Below are 20,506 nucleotides of genomic sequence, written 5' to 3'. Positions count from 1 at the left end.
CCCATGAGCCGATGCGCGACGATTACAGCGTACGCGCGACTTCGGTCACTTCGAAGACTTCGAACTGGTCGCCTTCGACGATGTCGTTGAAGTTCTTCACCGACATACCGCACTCGAAGCCTTGCTTCACTTCCTTCACGTCGTCCTTGAAGCGCTTCAGCGATTCGAGTTCGCCCGTGAAGATCACGACGTTGTTGCGCAGCACGCGCACCGACGACGAGCGCTTGACGATACCGTCCGTCACCATACAGCCGGCGACCGTGCCGATCTTCGGTACCTTGAAGACCTGGCGCACCTCGACCATGCCGGTGATGACTTCGCGCTTCTCCGGCGCCAGCATGCCCGACATCGCCGCCTTCACCTCATCCACTGCGTCGTAGATGATGTTGTAGTAGCGGATATCGATACCGTTCGCCTCGGCCAGCTTGCGTGCCTGAGCGTCCGCACGGGTGTTGAAGCCGATGATGACCGCCTTCGATGCCGTCGCGAGGTTGACGTCGTTTTCGCTGATGCCACCGACCGCGCTGTGCACGATCTGCACGCGCACTTCGTCGGTCGACAGCTTGAGCAGCGACTGCACGAGCGCTTCCTGCGAACCCTGCACGTCGGCCTTGATGATGAGCGGCAGGTTCTGCACTTCGCCTTCGCTCATCTGCTCGAGCATGCTTTCCAGCTTCGCGGCCTGCTGCTTCGCGAGCTTCACGTCGCGGAACTTGCCCTGACGGAACAGCGCGATTTCACGTGCCTTGCGCTCGTCCGGCAGCACGATCACTTCCTCGCCCGCACCCGGCACTTCCGACAGACCCTGGATTTCAACCGGGATCGACGGGCCGGCTTCCTTCGTCGGCTTGCCGTTCTCGTCGAGCATCGCACGGACGCGGCCGTAGGCCGTACCCGCCAGCACGATGTCGCCGCGGTTCAGCGTACCGGACTGCACGAGGATCGTCGCGACCGGGCCTTTACCCTTGTCGAGCTTCGCTTCGATCACGATGCCCTTGGCCGGCGCTTCGACCGGTGCCTTCAGTTCCAGCACTTCGGCCTGCAGCAGCACGTTCTCGAGCAGATCGTCGATACCCGCGCCCGTCTTCGCCGACACCGGCACGAACGGCGAATCGCCACCGTACTCTTCCGGCACGACGCCTTCCGCGACCAGCTCCTGCTTGACGCGATCGGGGTTCGCATCCGGCTTGTCGATCTTGTTGATCGCGACGACGATCGGCACGCCGCCCGCCTTCGCGTGGGCGATGGCTTCCTTCGTCTGCGGCATCACACCGTCGTCGGCTGCCACCACCAGCACCACGATGTCGGTCGCCTTCGCGCCGCGTGCACGCATTGCCGTGAACGCTTCGTGACCCGGCGTATCGAGGAACGTGATGACGCCACGCGGCGTTTCGACGTGATACGCGCCGATGTGCTGCGTAATGCCGCCCGCTTCGCCCGCGGCCACCTTCGCGCGGCGGATGTGGTCGAGCAGCGAGGTCTTGCCGTGGTCGACGTGACCCATCACCGTGACGACCGGCGGACGCGGCAGTTGCTCCGCATCGGTACCGGTTTCGCCTTCGACGAGCAGCGCTTCCGGATCGTCCAGCTTCGCGGCAACCGCGCGGTGGCCCAGTTCCTCGACGATGATCATCGCCGTTTCCTGGTCCAGCACCTGGTTGATCGTGACCATCTGGCCCATCTTCATCATCACCTTGATGACTTCGGAGGCCTTGATCGACATCTTGTGCGCGAGATCGGCAACCGACACGGTTTCCGGCACGTGCACTTCGCGAACGATCGGTTCGGTCGGCGCCTGGAACGACGATGCGCTGTCCTGGTGACGGCCGCGCCCCTTCGGGCCGCCGCGCCAGCCGCGGTCCACGCCGCCGCTCGAGTCGCCGCGCGTCTTGATGCCGCGGCGCTTCGATGCGTCGTCCTGCCAGCCGCCCTTGCCTGCGCCCGGCTTCTTGTTGCGGTCGCCCGCACCTGCCGGCGCCTGCGTGGTGGCCGGAGCCGCCGCACCAGCCGGCTTCTTCACGGCCGGACGCGCCTGTGCGCCTTCCGGCTTCGCCGGCTTGTGCAGCGTGCCCTTCGCTTCAGCCGGCTTCGGCGGCTCGACCGGCTTCGGCGGCTCGACTGCCTTGACCACGGCCTTGCGCGGCGTGTTCATCATTTCGCGGATCGCGCGTGCTTCGGCTTCTGCCGCCGCGCGACGCTTGCTGATCTCTTCCTGCTCGGCGCGCGCCTTGTCGGCTGCCTCGCGGGCAGCGTCCTCGGCCTTCTTCGCCGCTTCGCGCTGGGCCGCGCGTTCGGCGGCTGCGCGTGCTTCGTCCTGCGCGGACTGCGTCGGCGTCGCTTCCTGCTCGGCAGCAGCAGCCTGCTGCGCTGCCGCCTGCTGCTGGGCTGCGGCGGCTTCCGCCGCGGCACGCTTCGCCGCCGCTTCTTCCTCGGCGCGACGGCGCTCGGCCTCGGCCGCTTCCTCGCGGGCGCGACGTTCGGCTTCCTCGCGTTCGAGGCGTTCCTGACGCTCGCGCAGCTCCTGCGCCTGCTTCTCGAGCAGCTCGGCCTCGCGGCGCGCCTCTTCCTCGCGACGCTTCAGTTCTGCATCGTCGTCCGCTTCGGCGACCTGCGCCTGACCCTGTTCCGCACCATCGGCCACGTCGTCGCGCTTGACGAACGTACGCTTCTTGCGGACCTCGACCTGAATGGTGCGAGCCTTGCCCGTCGCGTCAGATTGCTTGATCTCCGACGTATGCTTGCGGGTCAGCGTGATCTTGCGCTTGTCGCCGTCGGTTGCGCCGTGCGACTTGCGCAAATGATCGAGCAGACGCGCCTTGTCCGTTTCGGACAGCGCATCGTCTTCACTCGCTTTCTGGACGCCCGCTGCCTGCAGCTGTTCGAGCAGCACACCAGCAGGCATTTTCAGTTCCGCGGCAAATTGGGCTACGTTGTTACTCGCCATTCATTCCTCTTAGTGCAAGGACCGATTCCTTGCGGTTAGCATCGGGTCAGGCCATACGGCCGCCATCAAATCAGTGCGCCATGGTCATTTCTCACTGGAACCAATGTTCACGTGCTTTCATGATCAACGCCTTAGCGGCATCCTCTTCCATTCCGGTCATGTCGACCAGTTCATCTACAGCCAGCTCGGCGAGATCGTCGCGCGTCTGCACGCCGTGTTCGGCCAGCTTCGCGAGCAGCTCCGGCGTGATGCCGTCGAGGCTCTTGAGATCCAGCGCTGCGTTCTCGACCTTTTCTTCGTTCGCGATCGCCATCGTCAACAGCGCGTCGCGTGCGCGGTTGCGCAGTTCGTGCACGGTGTCCTCGTCGAACGCTTCGATTTCGAGCATTTCGTTGAGCGGCACGTACGCGATTTCTTCGAGGCTCGTGAAGCCTTCGTCGATCAGGATGTCGGCAACTTCTTCGTCGACGTCGAGACGCGCCATGAACAGCGCACGCAGCCGGTCGCGCTCTTCGCCCTGCTTCAGCGCGGATTCGTCCGGCGTCATGATGTTGATCTGCCAGCCGGTCAGTTCGCCGGCAAGGCGCACGTTCTGACCGCTGCGGCCGATCGCGACAGCCAGTTCGTTCTCGTCGACGACGACGTCCATCGAATGCTTTTCTTCATCGACGACGATCGACTGGACGGCTGCCGGCGCGAGCGCGCCGATCACGAACTGGGCGGGATCTTCCGACCATAGCACGATGTCGATGTTTTCGCCACCGAGCTCGTTGCGCACGGCCTGCACGCGGGAACCGCGGATACCGACGCAGGTGCCGATCGGATCGATCCGCTTGTCGTACGCGATCACGCCGATCTTCGCGCGCACGCCCGGGTCGCGGGCGGCCGCCTTGATCTCGAGCAGGCCCTGCTCGATTTCCGGCACTTCCATCTCGAACAGCTTCATCAGGAACTCGGGCGCCGTGCGCGACAGCTCGATCTGCGGGCCGCGCGCGGTGCGGTCGACCTTCGCGATGTACGCCCGCACGCGGTCGCCGACGCGGAGGTTTTCCTTCGGGATCAGCTGATCGCGGCGCAGCAGCGCCTCGACCCGGCCCGATTCGACGATGAAGTTGCCCTTGTCGAGGCGCTTCACCGTACCCGTCATGATCTTTTCGCCACGCTCGAGGTAGTCGTTCAGGATCTGCTCGCGCTCCGCGTCGCGCACCTTCTGCAGGATCACCTGCTTCGCGGCCTGCGCGCCGATGCGACCGAATTCGATCGACGGAACGGGTTCCTCGACATACTCGCCGACTTCGACGTCGGGCTTCTGCTCACGTGCTTCGAACAGCAGGATCTCGCGATCCGGCTCCTGCAAGCCTGCCTCGTCGGGTACGACGAGCCAGCGACGGAAGGTTTCGTGCTCGCCGCTTTCGCGATCGATATGGACGCGGATTTCGGCGCCTTCGTCGAACAGCTTCTTGGAAGCGGACGCAAGCGCAGCCTCGAGGGCGCCCAGCACCACATCCTTGTCGACGTTTTTCTCGCGCGCCAGCGCATCCACCAGCATCAACACTTCGCGACTCATTATTTGCGGCTCCTAAAGTCAACTTGCGGAATCAGGCGGGCTTTGTCGATATCGGCCAGCGTGAAATCCAGCATGGCTGCCTCGCCCTTCTTCCCCTCAAATTCCAAACCGATCGTTTCGCCATTCGGCGCGTGCAGAATGCCCCGGTACGTCTTGCGCCCGTCCAGCGGCTTTTTCAAGGTCACGGAAACTTCGCTGCCGACGAAGCGCTCGAAGTCGGCCAGCTTCTTCAACGGGCGGTCGAGCCCCGGGGACGAGACTTCGAGCCGTTCGTAATCGATGTTTTCGACCGTCAAGACGTGCTGGAGCTGACGCGTGACCTTTTCGCAATCTTCGAGCGAGATGCCGGCAGGCTGATCGATATAGATGCAAAGCATGCCGCGCCCGGTGCGCTCGAGATCCACCAACTCGTAGCCGAGCCCGGTGACCGTGGTTTCTATCAGTTCCGTCAGTTGCACAGTGTCCTCTCAGGTGTTCGCGCCCGCCGCTCGCGATTCACCCGCGGGCGCGCGCCTTAGCCGGCGCAGGAAGCGCTACCCGAGATGCCTAACCGTTTCAGCAAAAAAAAATGGGCGGAACGCCCATCTTCTCTTACTGGTGGTCGCACCTGAGCCGCACATTGAATCCGTACGCCCAGCGACTCCGCGATTATAGCGATTTTTGGCGCAAACGCCAAGCCAGCCGGTAAAAGCAGCGCGTCGACTGCCTTTACGGGCCGAAAATGCGAAATCGGGCTGCCCGATCGACCGGCGCCACCTTACCGCACCTGTGATCGTCGCTGTCGCGGCACCCGACATGGCGGCAGCCGAAACCCGTCAACGCAATCCGCCGTGTCGCCCCAACCGGCCGGCGAACCGGCGGCGTAGCGCCGCCGAACGCCAATCAATAGTGCTCAGCGGCCGCGCGTACGACTGCGCTGCGGACGCTGACCGCCGCGCGGGCCGCCGTTGCCGGCGCCTTCGGCACGATTGCCGTTCGGGGTGCGATTGCCGCCGCCCTTGCTGCCGCCGCGCTTGCCGCCCGCGCCATCGCGCTTCGGACCCGCGCCATACGACGCGCGATTGCCGTCGACGTCGCGGCCGCCGCCTGCGCGGTTGCCGTCGCGGCCGCCGCCCGTGCGGTTGCCATCACGGCCGCCGCCCGCACGGTTGCCGTAACCCGACGGCGCGACCGGCAGGCTGCCGTAGCCGCTCAGGCCCGGCAGGCCCGGCCCGCCGCGTCGGCCGCCGCCGCGACGCGACTGGTCGAGTTGCCCGTGCGTCGTCAGCACCGGCTCGCGGCTGATGAAGCCCATCGACGTCTGCATCGGATCAGGCTGGCGACGCTCGGCCGGACCGGCAGCCCCGCGCTTGCCCTTCTCCTCGGCCGGCGCCTTCAGGCCGACGGTCGCCATCAGCTTGCGCACCTGCGCGTCGTCGAGCTCTTCCCAACGGCCGCGCTTCAGGCCGCGCGGCAGCGGAATCGGGCCGTGACGCGTACGGATCAGCCGGCTCACCATCAGGCCGACCGCCTCGAACATCCGGCGCACTTCGCGGTTGCGGCCTTCGGCCAGCGCGACGTGATACCAGTGGTTCGTGCCTTCGCCGCCGCCATCGCGGATGCGCAGGAAATTCGCCGGACCGTCGTCGAGCTCGACGCCGTGCAGCAGCTTCTGCCGCATGCCTTCGGCCAGCTCGCCGACGACGCGTACCGCGTACTCGCGCTCGACGCTGTAACGCGGATGCATGAAGCGGTTCGCGAGATCACCGGAAGTCGTCAGCATCAGCAGACCTTCCGTATTGAAGTCGAGGCGGCCCACTGCAAGCCATTTCGCCGTCTTCATCGGCGGCAGACGGTCGAACACCGACGGCCGGCCTTCCGGATCCGCGTGGCTGACGATCTCGCCCGTCGGCTTGTGATACAGCAGCACGCGCGGCGGCTTGTTCGGCAGCTTGCGCTTGACCGGCTTGCCGTTGATCCGCACCTGGTCGGTCGGCATGATCCGCTGGCCGATGTGTGCGGGCTCGCCGTTCACCGACACGCGGCCGGCGACGATCAGCTCTTCCATTTCGCGGCGCGAACCCATGCCCGCCTCCGCCAGCACCTTGTGGAGCTTCGGCGCGTCGTCGTCCGGCGACAGCACGCGCTTGTTCGCCGGCTGGCTGCGGCCGCGGCGCAGCATCGGCGCACGCACGCCACTGCCGCCCGCGGAGTTGTCCGCGTCGAAGGCAGGCGACGTCACGTAGGCGAACAGTTCGTCCTGGGACGCATCGCCTTCCGCTGCCTTCGCCGGGCCGCCTTCAGCCTTCGCCGCACCGCGACGGCCCTGCCCACCCTGGCCACCCTTGGGCGCGCCTTCGCGCTTGGCGGCCGGCTTGCGACCGCCCTTGGCCGCGCCTTCCTTGCGCGGCGCACGCGCCGGCTGCGCGTCGGCAGCGTCGGCCGGCTGCGCATCCGCGCCCTCGGCACCCGGCTGCTCGCCTTCGGCGCCCTTCGACTTGGCCGCCGCGCGACGCCGCGCGATCAGGCTGCGCGGGCCGCGCCGCAGACCGCGGCGAGGACGCTCGTCGCCACCCGCGGCCGAAGCATCCTGCTCCGGCGCATCGTCGGCACGCGCTGCCTGCACGGCAGGCGCGGACGATTCAATATCGTGGATATCTGTCAAAACAACCTCAAAATGTCAGGTCTCGCGCCCGGCGCGGGCGCGGCAAGAAGTTGGCCGCGATCAGGCGCGACGCTGTTCGGGTTCTGCTTCGTCGTCCGGCAGCGCGTCGGCGCCGATGGGCGCACTCGCGCTTCGCACGGCATCCGCGAGACTGTCGGACGTGTCGTCCAGCGTCTCGTCGTCCGCAGGACGGGAGCGAAATGCGTCGGCCTGATCGGCCTCGCCGGGCATGTCGCCGGCCGCTTCCGCTCCGTCTCCGGCAGCCGCTTCGGCGGCCGGCTTGCGATCTTCCTCGCTCCAATCCGCACGCTGCGGCTCGGGCTGCACATCGGTCGGCACTGCTTCGGCGCCAACCTGTTCCGTCTGTTCCGTTTGCCCGCGATCAGCATCGAGCGTATCGCGACTCGGAATTTCCTGCGTCGACGCGACGTGGGCCGCGGCATCGCCGCCCCCGTCGGCGGCTGCTTCACCCGCCAGCGCCTGCAGCGCGTCGGCCGACGGCATGTCGCCGTCGAAATCCATCGCCTGCTGCGCGAGCAGCGCGGCCTCGATGTTCGCGGCCGGCTCCTCGAGCGCGGGCAGGTCGTCGAGCGCCTTCAGGCCGAGATCGTCGAGGAACTGCTTGGTCGTCGCGTACAGCGCCGGACGCCCCGGCACGTCGCGATGACCGATCACCTCGATCCAGCCGCGATCCTCGAGTTGCTTGACCACCTGCGTATTGACCGTGACGCCGCGAATCTCTTCGATGTCGCCACGTGTGACGGGCTGCCGGTACGCGATGATCGCGAGCGTTTCGAGCACCGCGCGCGAATATTTCGGCGGCTTCTCGGGATGCAGGCGATCCAGATAATGACGCATCGCCGGCTTGCTCTGAAAGCGCCACCCGGTCGCCAGCGCCACCAGTTCGACACCGCGACCGGACCAATCCTGTTTCAGATCTTCGAGCAACGTGCGGACCGTGTCAGCCGACACGCCGTCGGCAAAGAGCTTGCGCAAATCGCCGAGCTTCAGCGGTTCCTGCGCACAGATCAAAGCAGTCTCGAGGACGATCTTCGCCTCTTGGGTATTCATGCAGCTAGGCCAGACCCTGTGGTCAAACGAACCGGATCAACAAACAGACGAAAGGAACGGAAGACGCGCTCGCCCGATTCTGATCGGTCATATTGATGGGAGCACGAACCGGGGGCGGCGAACCAACTTCAGGCCAGGCCCAAACCGGACGGAACAGCACGGCTCAACGACGGAACCGCGTGACTGAACGCCATATTACGCAAAATTGCCCGGTGCGTAAAGATGAGCGGAACAGGCCGCCGCCCGGGCGGCACACCCGCTCCGCCCCCGCTTCAGCGAGCGCCCGCGCCATGCGCGAGGAACCGGCGCAGCCGCTCGACGCCCGCGTCGAGCCGCGCCGGATCGCACGCATAACACCAGCGTACGAACCCTTCCCCCTCCGGGCCGAACGCGCGCCCGGGCGCCAGGCCGAGCCCCGCGTCGCGCACCAGCGTCTTGCAGAACGTCAGGCTGTCGGTCGCGCCCGGCAGCCGCAGGAACAGGTACATCGCGCCTGGAGGAGGCGGCACCTCGACGCCCGGCAGCGTCCGCAGCGCGGCGACCAGGTGGTCGCGCGCGTCGCGCAGCGCCGTGACGAACGACCGCACGAACGGCTCGCCGTCGCGCAACGCGACCTCGGCCGCGGCCTGCACGAAGCCCGGCGCGCACGACGTGTTGTATTCGACGAGCTTCGACAGGTCGCCCATCACCGACGCCGGCGCAATCAGCCATCCGAGCCGCCAGCCCGTCATCGCCCACGCCTTCGAGAAGGAATTCACGACCACGACGCGCTCGTCGCGCGACGCGATATCGAGGAACGACGGCGCGCCGCCGTCGTCGAAGGCAAGCCGCTCGTACACCTCGTCGGCGACCAGCCAGATGCCGTGACGACGGCAATGGGCGAGCACGGCCTGCTGATCGTCGCGGGACATCGTCCAGCCGGTCGGATTGTTCGGCGAGTTGATCAGCAGCATCCGCGTATCGGGCGTCAGCGCCGCGAGCAGCCGGCCGACATCGAGCTGCCAACCCGCGTCGCCGTAGCCGAGCGGCACGCAATCGACCTGGGCTCCCAGAATCTTCGGAATCTCGACGAGATTCGGCCACAGCGGCGTGACCGCGACGACACGCTCGCCCGGCCCGACCAGCATCTGGGCAGCCAGCATCAGCGCGCTCACGCCCGAACTCGTCACGGCGACCGTGTCGGCCGCCGTCGCACCGTGGCGCGCGCTGACGTAGGCCGCGATCGCGTTGCGCAGCGGCGCCGTGCCGAAATTGTGGGTGTAGAAGGTCGCGCCGTCGCGCAGCGCCGCCGCCGCGGCGTCGCGGATGAAGTCCGGCGTCACGCGATCGGATTCGCCGAACCAGAACGGCAGCATGTCCGGCACGCCGAAGCCGGCGTTCGCGACCTCGCGGATCAGCGACGGCCGCAGCGCGTGCACCGCGGTGCGCGCCGCCGGCTCGTCGTTCGCCGGGAAAAAACCTGCGGAATGCGTCATCGAAAACACCGCGGAGAAACACGATCCGCGTAGTGTACCGGCCAGCAAGCCGGACCGGCGCACGTCAGTCGAGATCCTCGGCCCTCGCCGGCATCTGCCGCACGAGCTCCCAAATCGCCTGCGCGGCGGGCGACAACGACCGGTCACGGCGGCGCACCAGCTCGACGGTCCGTTCGGTGCGCGGCGTGAGCGGCCGTGCGACCAACGTCGAGCCGGCAGGCAGCGGCAGCGACAGCCACGGCTGCACGCTCACGCCGATACCGGCCTCGACCAGCCCGAACACGGTCGCCGAATGCCCGAGCTCCTGCATGACCGTCGCGTTGACGCGATGCGCGGCCAGCGCCGCGTCGATCAGCGGCCGGCTGCCCGACGCATGATCGAGCAGCACGAGGCGCTCGCCGTCCAGCGCCGTCCACGGCACCTCGGCCCGCGCCGCAAGCGGATGGTCGGCGCGCGCGACGAGGCAGAACGAATCGGTCATCAGCGGCTCGCAGACGATATCGGCGACCGTCAGCGGCCCGATCACGACGCCGAAGTCGACTTCGCTCGACTTCACCTTGCGCAGCACGTCGCTCTGCACGTCGTCGCGCAGGCCGAGCGTCACGAACGGGAACTGGCGTTCGCACGACGCCACCACGCGAGGCATCAGCCTGCATGCGATCGTCGGGCTTGCCGCGACGATCACGCGCCCGCGACGCTGCTCCCCAATCTCGCGAATCTCGCGCAGCGTGTCGTCGAGATCGTCGAGCAGGCGCGACACGCTTGCGATCAGGTTTCCGCCGACGTCCGTCAGTTGCACGTCGCGCGTCGTGCGGTCGATCAGTTTCAACCCGAGTTCGGCCTCGAGCTCACGCACGCAACGGCTGACCGCGGACTGCGTGAGCCCGATCTCGTCACCCGCCCGACTGAAGCTCTTGAGCCGCGCGACCTCGATGAACACGCGAAGCTGGCGCAGCGTAACGTTCATGTCCCGACCTCATCAATCGCCGATATCGATGCGTGATTCTAATGTGCGAAGCCGTCTACGGTGAGCGAATCCGGCCCCCTTCGTCCATGTTTCGCTGCGGTGCAATACATTCGCAAACGCACGTGACATGGGCGAATTGCACAAGATTGGTGATTGTCCCGATTTGCTGACGGGTTATTTTGGCGTCTTATACGCCCCTAGCTGACTTAGCCGTTAGCTCGCTGCCAAGCGGCTCTCGAGGGATTCACCTCCGACATGGCACGCTTCGTGCATTACCTTGCGCACAGGGTGCAGGTTTCGTCGGACGGAAGAGCAGAAACGCCGCTGCCGGCCAACCGGACGCCCCCACCCGGCACTCGAGGATCGAGTGCTTGAAGAGTGCGCGGCGCAGGGCAGCGCACCGGAGTTAGCTTCGCTGAGGTGAGGACATGATGCTGTTCGACGATTTGAGAGATAACGAGTGGGCGCTGGTCGAGGGTCTGTTTTGCTCGGAGCCCGCGCGGAGCGAGCGGCGCGGCCGTCCCCGCGTGGAAGCCCGGTCGGTGGTCAACGCCGTGCTGTGGGTGCTGTCGACGGGTGAGGGCTGGTCGAAACTGCCGGGCCGCTATCCGTCCCCGCCGACCTGCCGCCGCCGCTTCGACGAATGGCAGGCGGACGGTACGCTCGCCGAAATCGTGAAACGACTCGGCACGAGCGGCCGGCAAATCTCGCTGCGCGGACGCATCGGCGCAAGCGCGGCGAAGCCGCCCGCGCCGCCGAGCCGCGACCGGCTGCGCGGCGCCTTCTGGACCAACCCGGAGTCCTGGCGCGCGCCCGTCAAGATGGCGTAACGAATGCTCGATCGGGCGGCTACGGCCGCCCGGTGTCTTTCTGCGATGCGACCTCATTGCAACGCATGCGTTGTCGTCGATTCCCGTTGTCGTGCCGCGAAACATCTATTTACCAATATTTACAGCAAGCCTGCACTCCCACGCTTACCTTAGCGTCATATCAACAGGCCGCACGGACGGCTTGAGAGGGAGCCCCGCCATGAAAACAATGTCACTGCTCGTTGCATGCGGCATTGTCGTTTCCGTGGCGCTGGCCGCCCCTGTCCATGCCGACGATCGCATGAAGCCGCCCCATCGCCAGCAGGATCACCGCAACACCCTCCGCCAGCCGCCGGCCGCGAATCCATCGAGCCGGCAAACCGTGCCGCGCGGCGACTTGCGCGGCGACATCGCGAGCAATGCTCGAGCGCGGATCGGCTCACAGCCGCCCGGCATGTCGCGTCATCCGTAGTCCTGCCGATTTCGAGATTTCGCCAAAGAAAATGCCCGGATCCGGGAACTGCACCGCCTGCGGCGAGTCACAACGTTGCCATGAGCACAGCGTGGCAGCAGCAAAAGTATCCGGTACGCCCGTATCCTCGCGATACGGGCTTTTTTTTGCATCGCCGGCCTGCGCGGCGACGCACGGGGCGGGATGAAGCCTGCTACAGGCGGCTTTCGAGAATCGCCACGGCGCCCGCTTCGCTCAATGCGTAGTCGTCCATGCGGCGATCAGTCCAGGAAAGTAATTTCTCGGCACGCTCGAGGCGCGAGAATTCGGCTCGACCGCTTTCGGTCAGTACGGCAATGTCAACCGGTGCATGAAAGCCCGGTGCGGGGGCAACGGTCTTCTGCCTGACCGTGTCCATCAGCCCGAGCGATCGGAGATACTCGAACACGCCCGGGCGGCGTGCCCACGGTACCTGGCGGTACTGCACTCGTCTCAATGCGTCGAGCACCGCTTCGTTGGAATACGTGGCCATCTCGATTCTTTCTTAAAGTGCAGCGACAATGCGAAGCGGCGCACCGGGCGGGGTCTCCGCCCGCCGAAACCGCCACCGATTCTGGAGGCCAACGTTGTTCGGCGTCGCGTCAGGGCCGTATCGTCAGCCGTCCATAAAAAGACACCATACCCCAATCAAATTGATTCTGTTCGATTCATTTGTACTTCTCTTCATCGGTTTCATGCTCTGCCGCAAGCAGCGTCGAACCCTTTCGATCGCCGCCGCCGCGCTGTTCTGGCTGCTCGCGACGGGCTGGCTCGCGGCGCCGCTGATCGCCTGGACCGAGGCCGGCGTCACGCCGGTCGAGCGCCCCGACATGCACGGGCGCACTACGCTGATCCTCATCGGCGCCGGCACGCGCCGCACCGACGCCGGATTGCAGCCGCCGCCCGACGGCGTCGCGCGCATCCGCAAGATCGCGGCGCTCTATCGCACGTGCCGGCAGCAGGCCGAGCGCTGTACCGTCGTGATGTCGGGCGGCGACCCGCAACATCACGGCGACACGGAGGCGGCCGTCTACGGACGCCAGCTCGTCGCACAAGGCGTGGCGCCCGCCGACCTCCTGCTCGAACCGAACAGCCGCACGACCTACGAAAACGCGAAATTCACTGCATCTATACTACGCTCACAGTATGACGACGCGCGCATTCTCGTCACGTCGTCGTATCAGATGCGCCGCGCCCTGCTCGATTTCCGCCGCTTCGGCATCGATCCGCAACCCGTTTATGCGAATCTCCGCCGCGCGCAGACGGGCTGGCTGCCGCGCTGGCGCAATGTGGTCAACGCCGAGCACGCGCTGCACGAGCTGGTGGGAATCGCGCAATTCCACGTGTATCGCTGGCTCGGCTGGTTTTGACGACACCAGGAAAACCGGCGAGAAAATCACGGCGCCACCCCGAATGGCTGACGCGTGACGAAGTACGCGAAGTGTTGCGCGACTTCAACGGGGCCTTGCGTCGCGCGACGATCCGGTGCACATTGATCCGTCACTTTTGTTACACTCGACACGCACTCGACTGCAGTCGCCAGACAAAACGGCAACACTCGGGTTCATCACCACTTAGCGGAGGTAAAGCAATGAAGAAGACGTCCCTGGCTATCCTGGTAGCGATGTCGGCGCTGACTGGCGCAGCGTATGCGCAAGAGAGCACGCAGATTCAAACCATCACCGATCCGGCCAAGATCGCCGAGATCGAGCAGCGTGCGCAAGCGCTGCAACAGCAACAAGCGGCCGAAGCGGCTCAGCCGGCGGCGCAGGAAGAGCACCACCACGGCAAGAAGGGCGCGCATCACAAGGCAGCGAAGAAGGCCGCCAAGAAGGCGAAGGCTGCAGACGCTGCCAGTCAGTAAGTTCGGCGGCACCGCACCAGCGAAAAGCCGAATCCGGGCAACCGGGTTCGGCTTTTTTGGTTGCGGCGCCTGCGCGCTGTGCTAAAGTCGCGCACCGAAATTTTCCACCCGTGCGCACCCCGGTGCGGAGGACAGCATGAGCAACATTCAACTCGACATCGAGTGGACCGAAGCCGCCACTCGCCAGATCAAGCAACTGATGCCCCGCGGCTCGGACGACGCGTTTCTCGCGCTGCCGCCGATCGAGTGCCTGCCGATGGAGGGCGACGTGCTGTTTCTCGGCCCGCAAGGCAAGCAGCAACCGTTCATCGTGGCCGAGCGCCAGTATCACCATGACGGCGACGCCGACTGGACGATCATCCTGATCCTGGACGTACCCAGCGCGTCGCACTGACGCGCCGCCGCGACCGGCCCCGTCCGGTCGCCCCGCCCGGCTCACGTTCAGACGAGCTTCGACAGCACGCGGATTTCGGAACGCTCGATCCACTCCGCGGCCGCTTCGCGATAAGCGAGAATATGCGCGGAACGCGCATGAGCAGCCAACGCCTCCTCGCTCTCCCAACGCTCGACGAATACGAACCGCGCGGGCTCCTTCAGATCCCGGTGCAGGTCGTACTGCAATGCGCCGGCTTCGTTGCGGGTCGGCTCGACGATTCCCTCGAGCACGGTGCGCAGTTGTTCCTCCGCGCCCGGCTTCGCCACGATCAGCGCCACGACTGCGATTTCCGCCATTCCCGCCTCCTTCGTCCGAAAAAGTCCGAGAATACGCGAATCCCGCAGCGCGCATCGGCTACGCCGATACGGCATGACGACGGCACAAAAAAAATAGCCCGCGCTTCAGAGAAGCGCGGGCGAAACCGTCGCCCTACGAGGATAGGCGACGGGGCCATCGAGATCCGCACGCGGGCGCGGATCGTCATCTGTTGTGCGGACGCTTGTCGCGTCGGCATGTGAAGGCGTCGAGACCGTTGTTCGGCGCACGCGGCGCACGCTCCGGACCCTGACGCCCAGCCTCCCTCTCCTAACGATTCAAACCTATAAAGCAGGTTGCGTGCCAAGCATGACATGCGCGACACTCCTTTGATTTGTAAGGACAATTTTTTGGATTGGCGACAATGTGACACGTGTTCTGTCGTCGTAACGCCCGGATGTTACGTAACGTCACGAGGCAGGCCGAACCACTAGAACAATCGCACGCGCCGGCGAGCGGCCATGAAAAAAGCCCGCCGAATGGCGGGCTTTTCAGGAGTGCGGGAAACGCCGGGGTCAGCGGAGCTGATTCACAAGCAACCCCATGATCTGCCGAGCCGGCGACGACGTATCGATCGCGCCCGCATCGTCGACGACCGCGACGCGCGTCTGATCGGCCGTGAGCGCCTTCACGTTGACGCGATACTGCTTCGCCTGCTTTTCCTTCTTGCCGTGGAACAACTGGCTCCAGAAGCCCTGCTCGGCCGAGCTCAGATCCTTCGGATCGACATAGCGCACGAAATACAGGCCCTTCGAGCGATCGCGATCGTCGACCGTGAAGTTCGCGCGATCGAGCGCGAGACCGACGTGCAGCCACGACCGGTCGTACGGCTCGCCGAGCGTGACTTCGGACGGCACGGCCGCTTCGGCCGCGTCGCTGCCTTGCGCCGACGTGCGCGACACGTTCTGCGCGGCGATTGCCGCAGCAGCCTTCGACGACGCGTCGGCATCGGCCTTCTTGTCCTTCGGTACCGCGTTGTCCTTGATGTTCGCGATCGGCGGTTCGCCGTTCTTCGCACGTTGCTCGTTCTGCGCGAGCACGGCCATCAGCCGCTTCAGGTATTCCGTCTCGAGCGCCGGATCGTTCGGCTTCGGTTCCCACTTGCTCGAATCGTTGTTCGCGCCGGTGATCGCCTCGCGCATCCCCTTCTGGCTGATGAATACGTAGGTGCCGCCGTTCGGCGCCGAATCGAGACGCGTACGGTACTTGTTGCGCTCGGCCGTCACGTACGAATTGCCCATCGCCTTCGAGATCACGCTGCGGATCAGGCCGTCGTTGATCTGCGGATGAGTTTCGTTCCAGTCGGTTTCCATCACGCCCTTGTCGCGCTGGTCGACGACGAGCAGGAAGCCTTGCTCCTGCCAGAAACGGCGAACCTGCGGCCAGATCGCGGCCGGTTGCTTGCCGTCGATCACGAGCCAGCTTTCGGTGCCGTCGCGCTGGATATGCATGCCGGCCACGGCCGGTGCGACGGTATCCAGCGCGGGCGCGGCCTGCTGGACCTGCTTGAGCGCGGACAGGGAAGTCGCGCCGCCCTGGGGCGGTAGCGAACGCTGATCGGCCGTCTCGTCGAGCATGTTGGGCGGCACTGCGAGCGACGCTTCCTTCGATTTCGAATCGCTCTTGTAGTCCACTTTCGTGGGCGACGACGTACCGCAACCGGCGACGAGCGCGCCGGTGGCGAGCACTGCAGCGAACCGCATGGTAAGACGAAGATCAGTCATGTTCGGGGAATCCTCTTCCGCTAAATCACGGCGCTTTCCGTGGATCAACCTTGCATTTTACCGGGGCCGCGCTGCGATGTGCAAAAAAGCGACGGCCAAGAAAAAACCCGCGTCAGCTTGAACTGACGCGGGTTCTTGTCTGGTCGGGGCGAGAGGATTTGAACCTCCGACCACCTGCACCCCATGCAGGTACGCTACCAGGCTGCGCTACGCCCCGAAAGAAAAAAATTATAACAGACAGTTTCCCGATTTAGAACGGGTCACATGCATTTTGTGCATGTTCTCGTGAAATTTTTTGGCGCGATCGCGCCGATGCAAGCAATCTGCGGCACCGATCCCGCATCCGTCACCATCATCGCTTGCGCGCGACGCAGATGACCGTCAGGCCGGCGACGCGATTGAAGCGGAACATCGGCAACTCGATGCGGCAGATCGTCTTGAGCAAACCGTTGACGAACGGATGATGACGGCGCAATTGCGACGCAGGCTCACGTGGATGCGAGCGCGCCCGCTCGCCCAGCCGCAGTGCGGCCGCGAGCGGAAACGTGAGGCCGAAATAATAGGCGCCGTGCTCGACGTCGAGCCCTGCGCGCCGGACCACGTCCTCCAGGCCGCCGAGCGTGTATCTGCGCTTGTGCTCGAGAAAATCGTCGTGGCCGCTCCACAGGAACTGGAACGCGGGAACCGTGATCAGGAACCGGCTGCCCGGAGGCGCGCCCTTCACGTACTGCGTCAGCAACCCGACGTCGTCGTCGACATGCTCGAGCACGTCCATCAGCAACACGAGATCGGCGTCGAATCGATCGACGGAACGCCGAAAGTGGATGGGCTTGCCGGCGGCCTCGCCGTCGCTGTCGTCGGCGTAGCTCGTGTCGACACACCATGCTTCCGTCGCCTGCGTGCGCTCGAGCAGATGCTTCGAGAAAAAGCCGGAGCCCGCACCGACGTCGAGTATCCGGTTCGCGCCCGACTCGCCCAGGAACCGGCGAATGGCGCTCGCCTTCGACGCGTAGTACCAGTGATCGCCCACCCCCGCACCCAGTACGTCGACTTCCTTCAGGTCCATGACGCTTCCCCGTGATGGCTGCCGTGTTGTGATGTCGAATTCGCCACTGATGCCGATCTTACCTCGCCGCCCTCCGCGATCGTATCCGTCGATGCCCGGGGCCGCGCCGCTTCGGCATCCGGTGAAACCCGCGCCGGCCATGGTCGACCGCGGGTTTTCGGGGGCGCGTCGAAAGACGCCGGCCGGCGGTCCGGACGAACCAAACGACCGTTTGATCCGCTCGCCCATCCACCGCGAAACCATTGTCCGGCAGCCCGCCGGCGCGCCGTGCCCGGGCGCCCGTTGTTTGGTAACGCCGCTCTAGCACGCTATGACACACTGCACGGTATCGACGCTCGCGCCGTGCAGTGGCGCGCGCCGCCGTCGATCAAGACAAGACATGGAGACAGACGATGCGGAATGCGGTCCGGCGCGGCCATCGCTCGCCTTTGGCAATTTTCGACCGGGTTGCCGGCCTGCGGCGCACGGCCGCCCGGGGGGCGCATATGCCCTCCCACGTGTTCGGCTGCGGCGCGCTGGCGCTCGCGCTGCTGTGCGCCGGCTGCGCGGAATCGGCCGCGCAGCGCGACAGCAACACGTCCATCGCATCGACGAAGATCGAACGCACGAAGGCCCAGCGCCTCGCGCGCGAGCAGCAAATCGCACGCACCGTGCCGTCGCTCGCATCGATCAGCCTCACGCAGCCGCGCGCGTTCACGCTGCGCGATTCGGGCCAGAACGGGGCGATGACGTTCCTGCGCGACGTCGATTTCCGCGTCGTCAACAATCTCGGCTTCTTCATCCATCAGTTATCGGCCACGCTCGTACCCACGCAGGCCGGCGCGCCGATCGTATTCGACGATCCGACGAGCTTCGAGATCGACGTACACCAAGGCACGGTGACGCTCGACAACGCGAAGCTGACCGCCCTCTTCAACACTTATATCTTCGGCTATCGCAACGCGCCGCTGCGCAAGCTCGCGGTATCGGCCGGCGACGGCGTGATCCATCTGCAAGGCGAGATGCAGCGCGACGGCTGGGTACCGTTCTCGCTGACCGGCACGCTCGCGCTCCGCGACGGCAGCCAGCTCGTGTTCCACCCGACCGGCGTACGCGTGTCGGGCCTCGACGCGCAGCCGGTGATGCGCGCGGCCAACGTGAAAATGGCCGACCTGCTGAAGGTGCAGACGCCGATCGCGCAACTCGCCGGCGACGATCTCGTGATGGCGGTCGACAAGCTGATGCCACCGCCGCGCCTGAAGCTCACGATCACCGCGCTGCGCGTGACGCCCGCGGGCCTCGAGCTGAAGCTCGACGACGGCACGCATGCCGGCTTCGCAATGCCCGCGAACGCGCCGCAGCAGGCGATGTATATCCGCGGCGGTGACGTGAAATTCATGCGCTCGATGCCGATGAACGCGGACATCCTGATCGGTCCGCTCGATGCGTCGAAGCGCGACCAGACGTTCGTGTTCGACCTGTATCACTATCGCGACCAGGTATCGGCCGGCTACTTCAACTTCGACGAAAGCGGCGCGATGGCGATCCGGATGCCTTCGTATACGGGCCCGGTCAGCGGCGCGCTGCTCGGCAACGCGGCCGCGCGCCTGAACGACAGCTTCCTCGCCGCGCAGCAGAATGCGCTGCGCGACGTGCGCCAGCACTGGGAAGCGTATGCGCTCGCGGCGGACGCCGCGCGGCCCGGCATGCAGAAGGTCGCGATGCGGCGCACGTCGACGGCGCCGTTCAACGAACGGCACGTGTCGAACCGCAACCCGACGATCCATCTGCGCAACGTCGACTTCAACCTGTCCGGCGATATCGGCTTTCATGTCGAGGATCTCGACGTCGAACTCGTATCGAAGCGCGCCGGCGAACCCGTCGATCTCGACGACCCGAACCAGTACGACATCCGCATTCTCGGCGGCACGGTCGTCGAGTCGTGGAAGGCGATGTCGGCGCTGTTCAACGACTACCTGCTCGACTATTCGCCGCGTTCGCTGAACGACCTGCAACTGAGCGCGGACGGGCAGAACCTGCGCGTCCAGGGCGGCATCAAGCTGTGGAATCACGTGCCGGGCGTCTGGCTGCCGACCGACATGACGGGCTCGCTGACGGTGCTCGACGACCGCCACCTCGCATTCAAGCCGTCGCAGGTGTCGGTGCTCGGTATCCCGCAAGCGACGCTGCTGCGCTCGCTCGGCATCGAGCTCTCGTCGCTGACACCGCTGCAGCGGCGCGGCGCGGAACTGCGCGGCGACACGCTCGTGCTCGACCAGTACACCGTGTTCCCGCCGCCCGTGCTGAACGGCAGGCTCGCGCAGGCGACGGTCGAGCGCGACGGCTTGCGTCTCACGTTCCGGCGTGCACCGGGCGCGCCCGCGCCGAAGCGGCCGCAGATCGATGCGCCGAGCTACATGTGGATGGAAGGCGGCGACATGAAGATGTTCAACGTGCTCGAACTGAACGTGCGCGCGCTGATCCGGAATTCGGCCGAGGCCGGACCGATGCGGTTCGACCTGTACGGGTACCGCAACCAGGTCGCGCAGGGCTCGGTGCGGATGCTGCCGGACGGCACGCTGGTCGTCGACATGGGCCAGAAGAATCCGCTCGCGTCGCGCTGATCCGCAAAAGACGCGACCCGCATGAAAAAAGCCCGGTGGCGGTCGCCAACCGGGCTTTCCCATGCATCCTGCGCGCCGTACGCTCAGTCGTGTTTCAGTCCGTCGATCACGTCCAGCAACGCCTGCCGCAACGCGGCAACATCGACGTTTGCGCCCGCCTTGGCCGCCCCGCGCGCATCGGCGGCGTGCACATCGGATTCGACCGGCTCCGCCGCGGCCCGCTCGCCGCCGGGCGAATCGAGCCGGTTGCGCGCGCCGTTGATCGTGAAGCCCTGCTCGTACAGCAACTCGCGAATCCGCCGGATCAGCAGCACTTCGTGATGCTGGTAATACCGCCGGTTGCCACGCCGCTTCACCGGCCGCAGCTGAGTGAACTCCTGTTCCCAGTAACGCAGCACATGTGGTTTGACCCCGCACAGTTCGCTGACTTCGCCGATCGTGAAGTAGCGCTTCGCGGGAATCGGAGGCAAGACGACTTTCTCAACCGTGGTGGTCATCGGTTAACCGTCGGTAAGGATGCGCGGTGGTCGC

17 protein-coding genes, 1 tRNA gene and 1 pseudogene are annotated in these 20,506 nt (G+C 65.7%); 6 read left to right on the top strand and 13 right to left on the bottom strand.

Annotated elements, in window-relative coordinates; all coding sequences use genetic code 11:
• Positions 1-22: 22 nt before the first annotated feature.
• From infB to CFB81_RS07245, 7 genes are all read right to left on the bottom strand, one after another.
• On the bottom strand, positions 23-2,944 hold the full coding sequence (infB, locus tag CFB81_RS07275) for a translation initiation factor IF-2 (RefSeq protein ID WP_089434940.1): 2,922 nt from the start codon (positions 2,942-2,944) through the stop codon (positions 23-25).
• A 91-nt stretch (positions 2,945-3,035) separates the two neighbouring features.
• Positions 3,036-4,511 carry a transcription termination factor NusA gene (gene nusA, locus CFB81_RS07270; RefSeq protein WP_006476166.1) on the bottom strand — a complete coding sequence of 492 codons (1,476 nt, stop codon included), beginning with the start codon at positions 4,509-4,511 and terminating at the stop codon, positions 3,036-3,038.
• Positions 4,511-4,969, bottom strand: a complete 459-nt coding sequence (rimP, locus tag CFB81_RS07265) for a ribosome maturation factor RimP (RefSeq protein ID WP_089434939.1) — start codon at positions 4,967-4,969, stop codon at positions 4,511-4,513. The genes nusA and rimP overlap by 1 nt, the downstream gene beginning before the upstream one ends.
• A 434-nt stretch (positions 4,970-5,403) precedes the next feature.
• Entirely contained in the window at positions 5,404-7,155 is a 1,752-nt protein-coding gene (gene rluB / locus CFB81_RS07260) for a 23S rRNA pseudouridine(2605) synthase RluB (RefSeq protein WP_089434938.1), read from the bottom strand.
• A 60-nt stretch (positions 7,156-7,215) separates the two neighbouring features.
• Entirely contained in the window at positions 7,216-8,226 is a 1,011-nt protein-coding gene (gene scpB, locus CFB81_RS07255) for an SMC-Scp complex subunit ScpB (RefSeq protein WP_089434937.1), read from the bottom strand.
• 272 nt (positions 8,227-8,498) lie between these two features.
• Positions 8,499-9,701, bottom strand: coding sequence for a pyridoxal phosphate-dependent aminotransferase (locus CFB81_RS07250; protein WP_089434936.1), 1,203 nt, complete (start codon positions 9,699-9,701; stop codon positions 8,499-8,501).
• 64 nt (positions 9,702-9,765) lie between these two features.
• Positions 9,766-10,668 carry a LysR family transcriptional regulator gene (locus CFB81_RS07245; protein ID WP_069621365.1) on the bottom strand — a complete coding sequence of 301 codons (903 nt, stop codon included), beginning with the start codon at positions 10,666-10,668 and terminating at the stop codon, positions 9,766-9,768.
• A gap of 431 nt (positions 10,669-11,099) precedes the next feature.
• On the opposite strand from CFB81_RS07245, the pseudogene CFB81_RS07240 reads away from it, so the two are divergent.
• Together CFB81_RS07240 and CFB81_RS36475 are read left to right on the top strand one after the other, a co-directional pair.
• Positions 11,100-11,495, top strand: a pseudogene (locus CFB81_RS07240) (transposase); the annotation flags it as partial.
• Between the two features lie 202 nt (positions 11,496-11,697).
• On the top strand, positions 11,698-11,949 hold the full coding sequence (locus CFB81_RS36475; RefSeq protein ID WP_069621364.1) for a hypothetical protein: 252 nt from the start codon (positions 11,698-11,700) through the stop codon (positions 11,947-11,949).
• A 193-nt stretch (positions 11,950-12,142) separates the two neighbouring features.
• Here the strand turns inward: CFB81_RS36475 and CFB81_RS07230 are convergent, their stop codons facing one another.
• Positions 12,143-12,460, bottom strand: coding sequence for a hypothetical protein (locus tag CFB81_RS07230; protein ID WP_069621363.1), 318 nt, complete (start codon positions 12,458-12,460; stop codon positions 12,143-12,145).
• 160 nt (positions 12,461-12,620) lie between these two features.
• Between CFB81_RS07230 and CFB81_RS07225 the strand changes: the two genes are divergently transcribed.
• From CFB81_RS07225 to CFB81_RS07215, 3 genes are all read left to right on the top strand, one after another.
• Positions 12,621-13,337, top strand: a complete 717-nt coding sequence (locus CFB81_RS07225) for a YdcF family protein (protein WP_089434935.1) — start codon at positions 12,621-12,623, stop codon at positions 13,335-13,337.
• A 221-nt stretch (positions 13,338-13,558) separates the two neighbouring features.
• Positions 13,559-13,831 carry a hypothetical protein gene (locus tag CFB81_RS07220; RefSeq protein ID WP_069621361.1) on the top strand — a complete coding sequence of 91 codons (273 nt, stop codon included), beginning with the start codon at positions 13,559-13,561 and terminating at the stop codon, positions 13,829-13,831.
• A gap of 136 nt (positions 13,832-13,967) precedes the next feature.
• Complete coding sequence (locus tag CFB81_RS07215) at positions 13,968-14,225, top strand: hypothetical protein (protein ID WP_006476176.1); 258 nt, start codon at positions 13,968-13,970, stop codon at positions 14,223-14,225.
• 47 nt (positions 14,226-14,272) lie between these two features.
• On the opposite strand, the gene CFB81_RS07210 is transcribed toward CFB81_RS07215, so the two are convergent.
• The 4 genes from CFB81_RS07210 to CFB81_RS07195 all read right to left on the bottom strand — a co-directional run bounded on the left by CFB81_RS07210 (position 14,273) and on the right by CFB81_RS07195 (position 17,372).
• Positions 14,273-14,563 (bottom strand): putative quinol monooxygenase, encoded by a 291-nt coding sequence (locus tag CFB81_RS07210; RefSeq protein ID WP_089434934.1) that lies wholly within the window; start codon positions 14,561-14,563, stop codon positions 14,273-14,275.
• Positions 14,564-15,097: 534 nt separating this feature from the next.
• On the bottom strand, positions 15,098-16,306 hold the full coding sequence (bamC, locus tag CFB81_RS07205; RefSeq protein ID WP_069621359.1) for an outer membrane protein assembly factor BamC: 1,209 nt from the start codon (positions 16,304-16,306) through the stop codon (positions 15,098-15,100).
• A 140-nt stretch (positions 16,307-16,446) separates the two neighbouring features.
• A tRNA-Pro gene (locus tag CFB81_RS07200) sits at positions 16,447-16,523 on the bottom strand.
• Positions 16,524-16,658: 135 nt separating this feature from the next.
• On the bottom strand, positions 16,659-17,372 hold the full coding sequence (locus CFB81_RS07195) for a bifunctional 2-polyprenyl-6-hydroxyphenol methylase/3-demethylubiquinol 3-O-methyltransferase UbiG (RefSeq protein WP_089434933.1): 714 nt from the start codon (positions 17,370-17,372) through the stop codon (positions 16,659-16,661).
• Positions 17,373-17,764: 392 nt separating this feature from the next.
• Between CFB81_RS07195 and CFB81_RS07185 the strand changes: the two genes are divergently transcribed.
• Positions 17,765-19,975: a hypothetical protein gene (locus CFB81_RS07185; protein ID WP_089435344.1), complete on the top strand. Its 2,211-nt coding sequence runs from the start codon at positions 17,765-17,767 to the stop codon at positions 19,973-19,975.
• An 83-nt stretch (positions 19,976-20,058) separates the two neighbouring features.
• Here the strand turns inward: CFB81_RS07185 and CFB81_RS07180 are convergent, their stop codons facing one another.
• Positions 20,059-20,472 carry a MerR family transcriptional regulator gene (locus tag CFB81_RS07180; RefSeq protein ID WP_089434931.1) on the bottom strand — a complete coding sequence of 138 codons (414 nt, stop codon included), beginning with the start codon at positions 20,470-20,472 and terminating at the stop codon, positions 20,059-20,061.
• Positions 20,473-20,506 lie beyond the last annotated feature (34 nt).

It is taken from the genome of Burkholderia sp. AU28863, assembly GCF_002223195.1.
Lineage (GTDB): Bacteria > Pseudomonadota > Gammaproteobacteria > Burkholderiales > Burkholderiaceae > Burkholderia > Burkholderia sola.
Note: the sequence above shows the minus strand (reverse complement) of the source record. Positions and strands in the feature narration are given on the sequence as shown.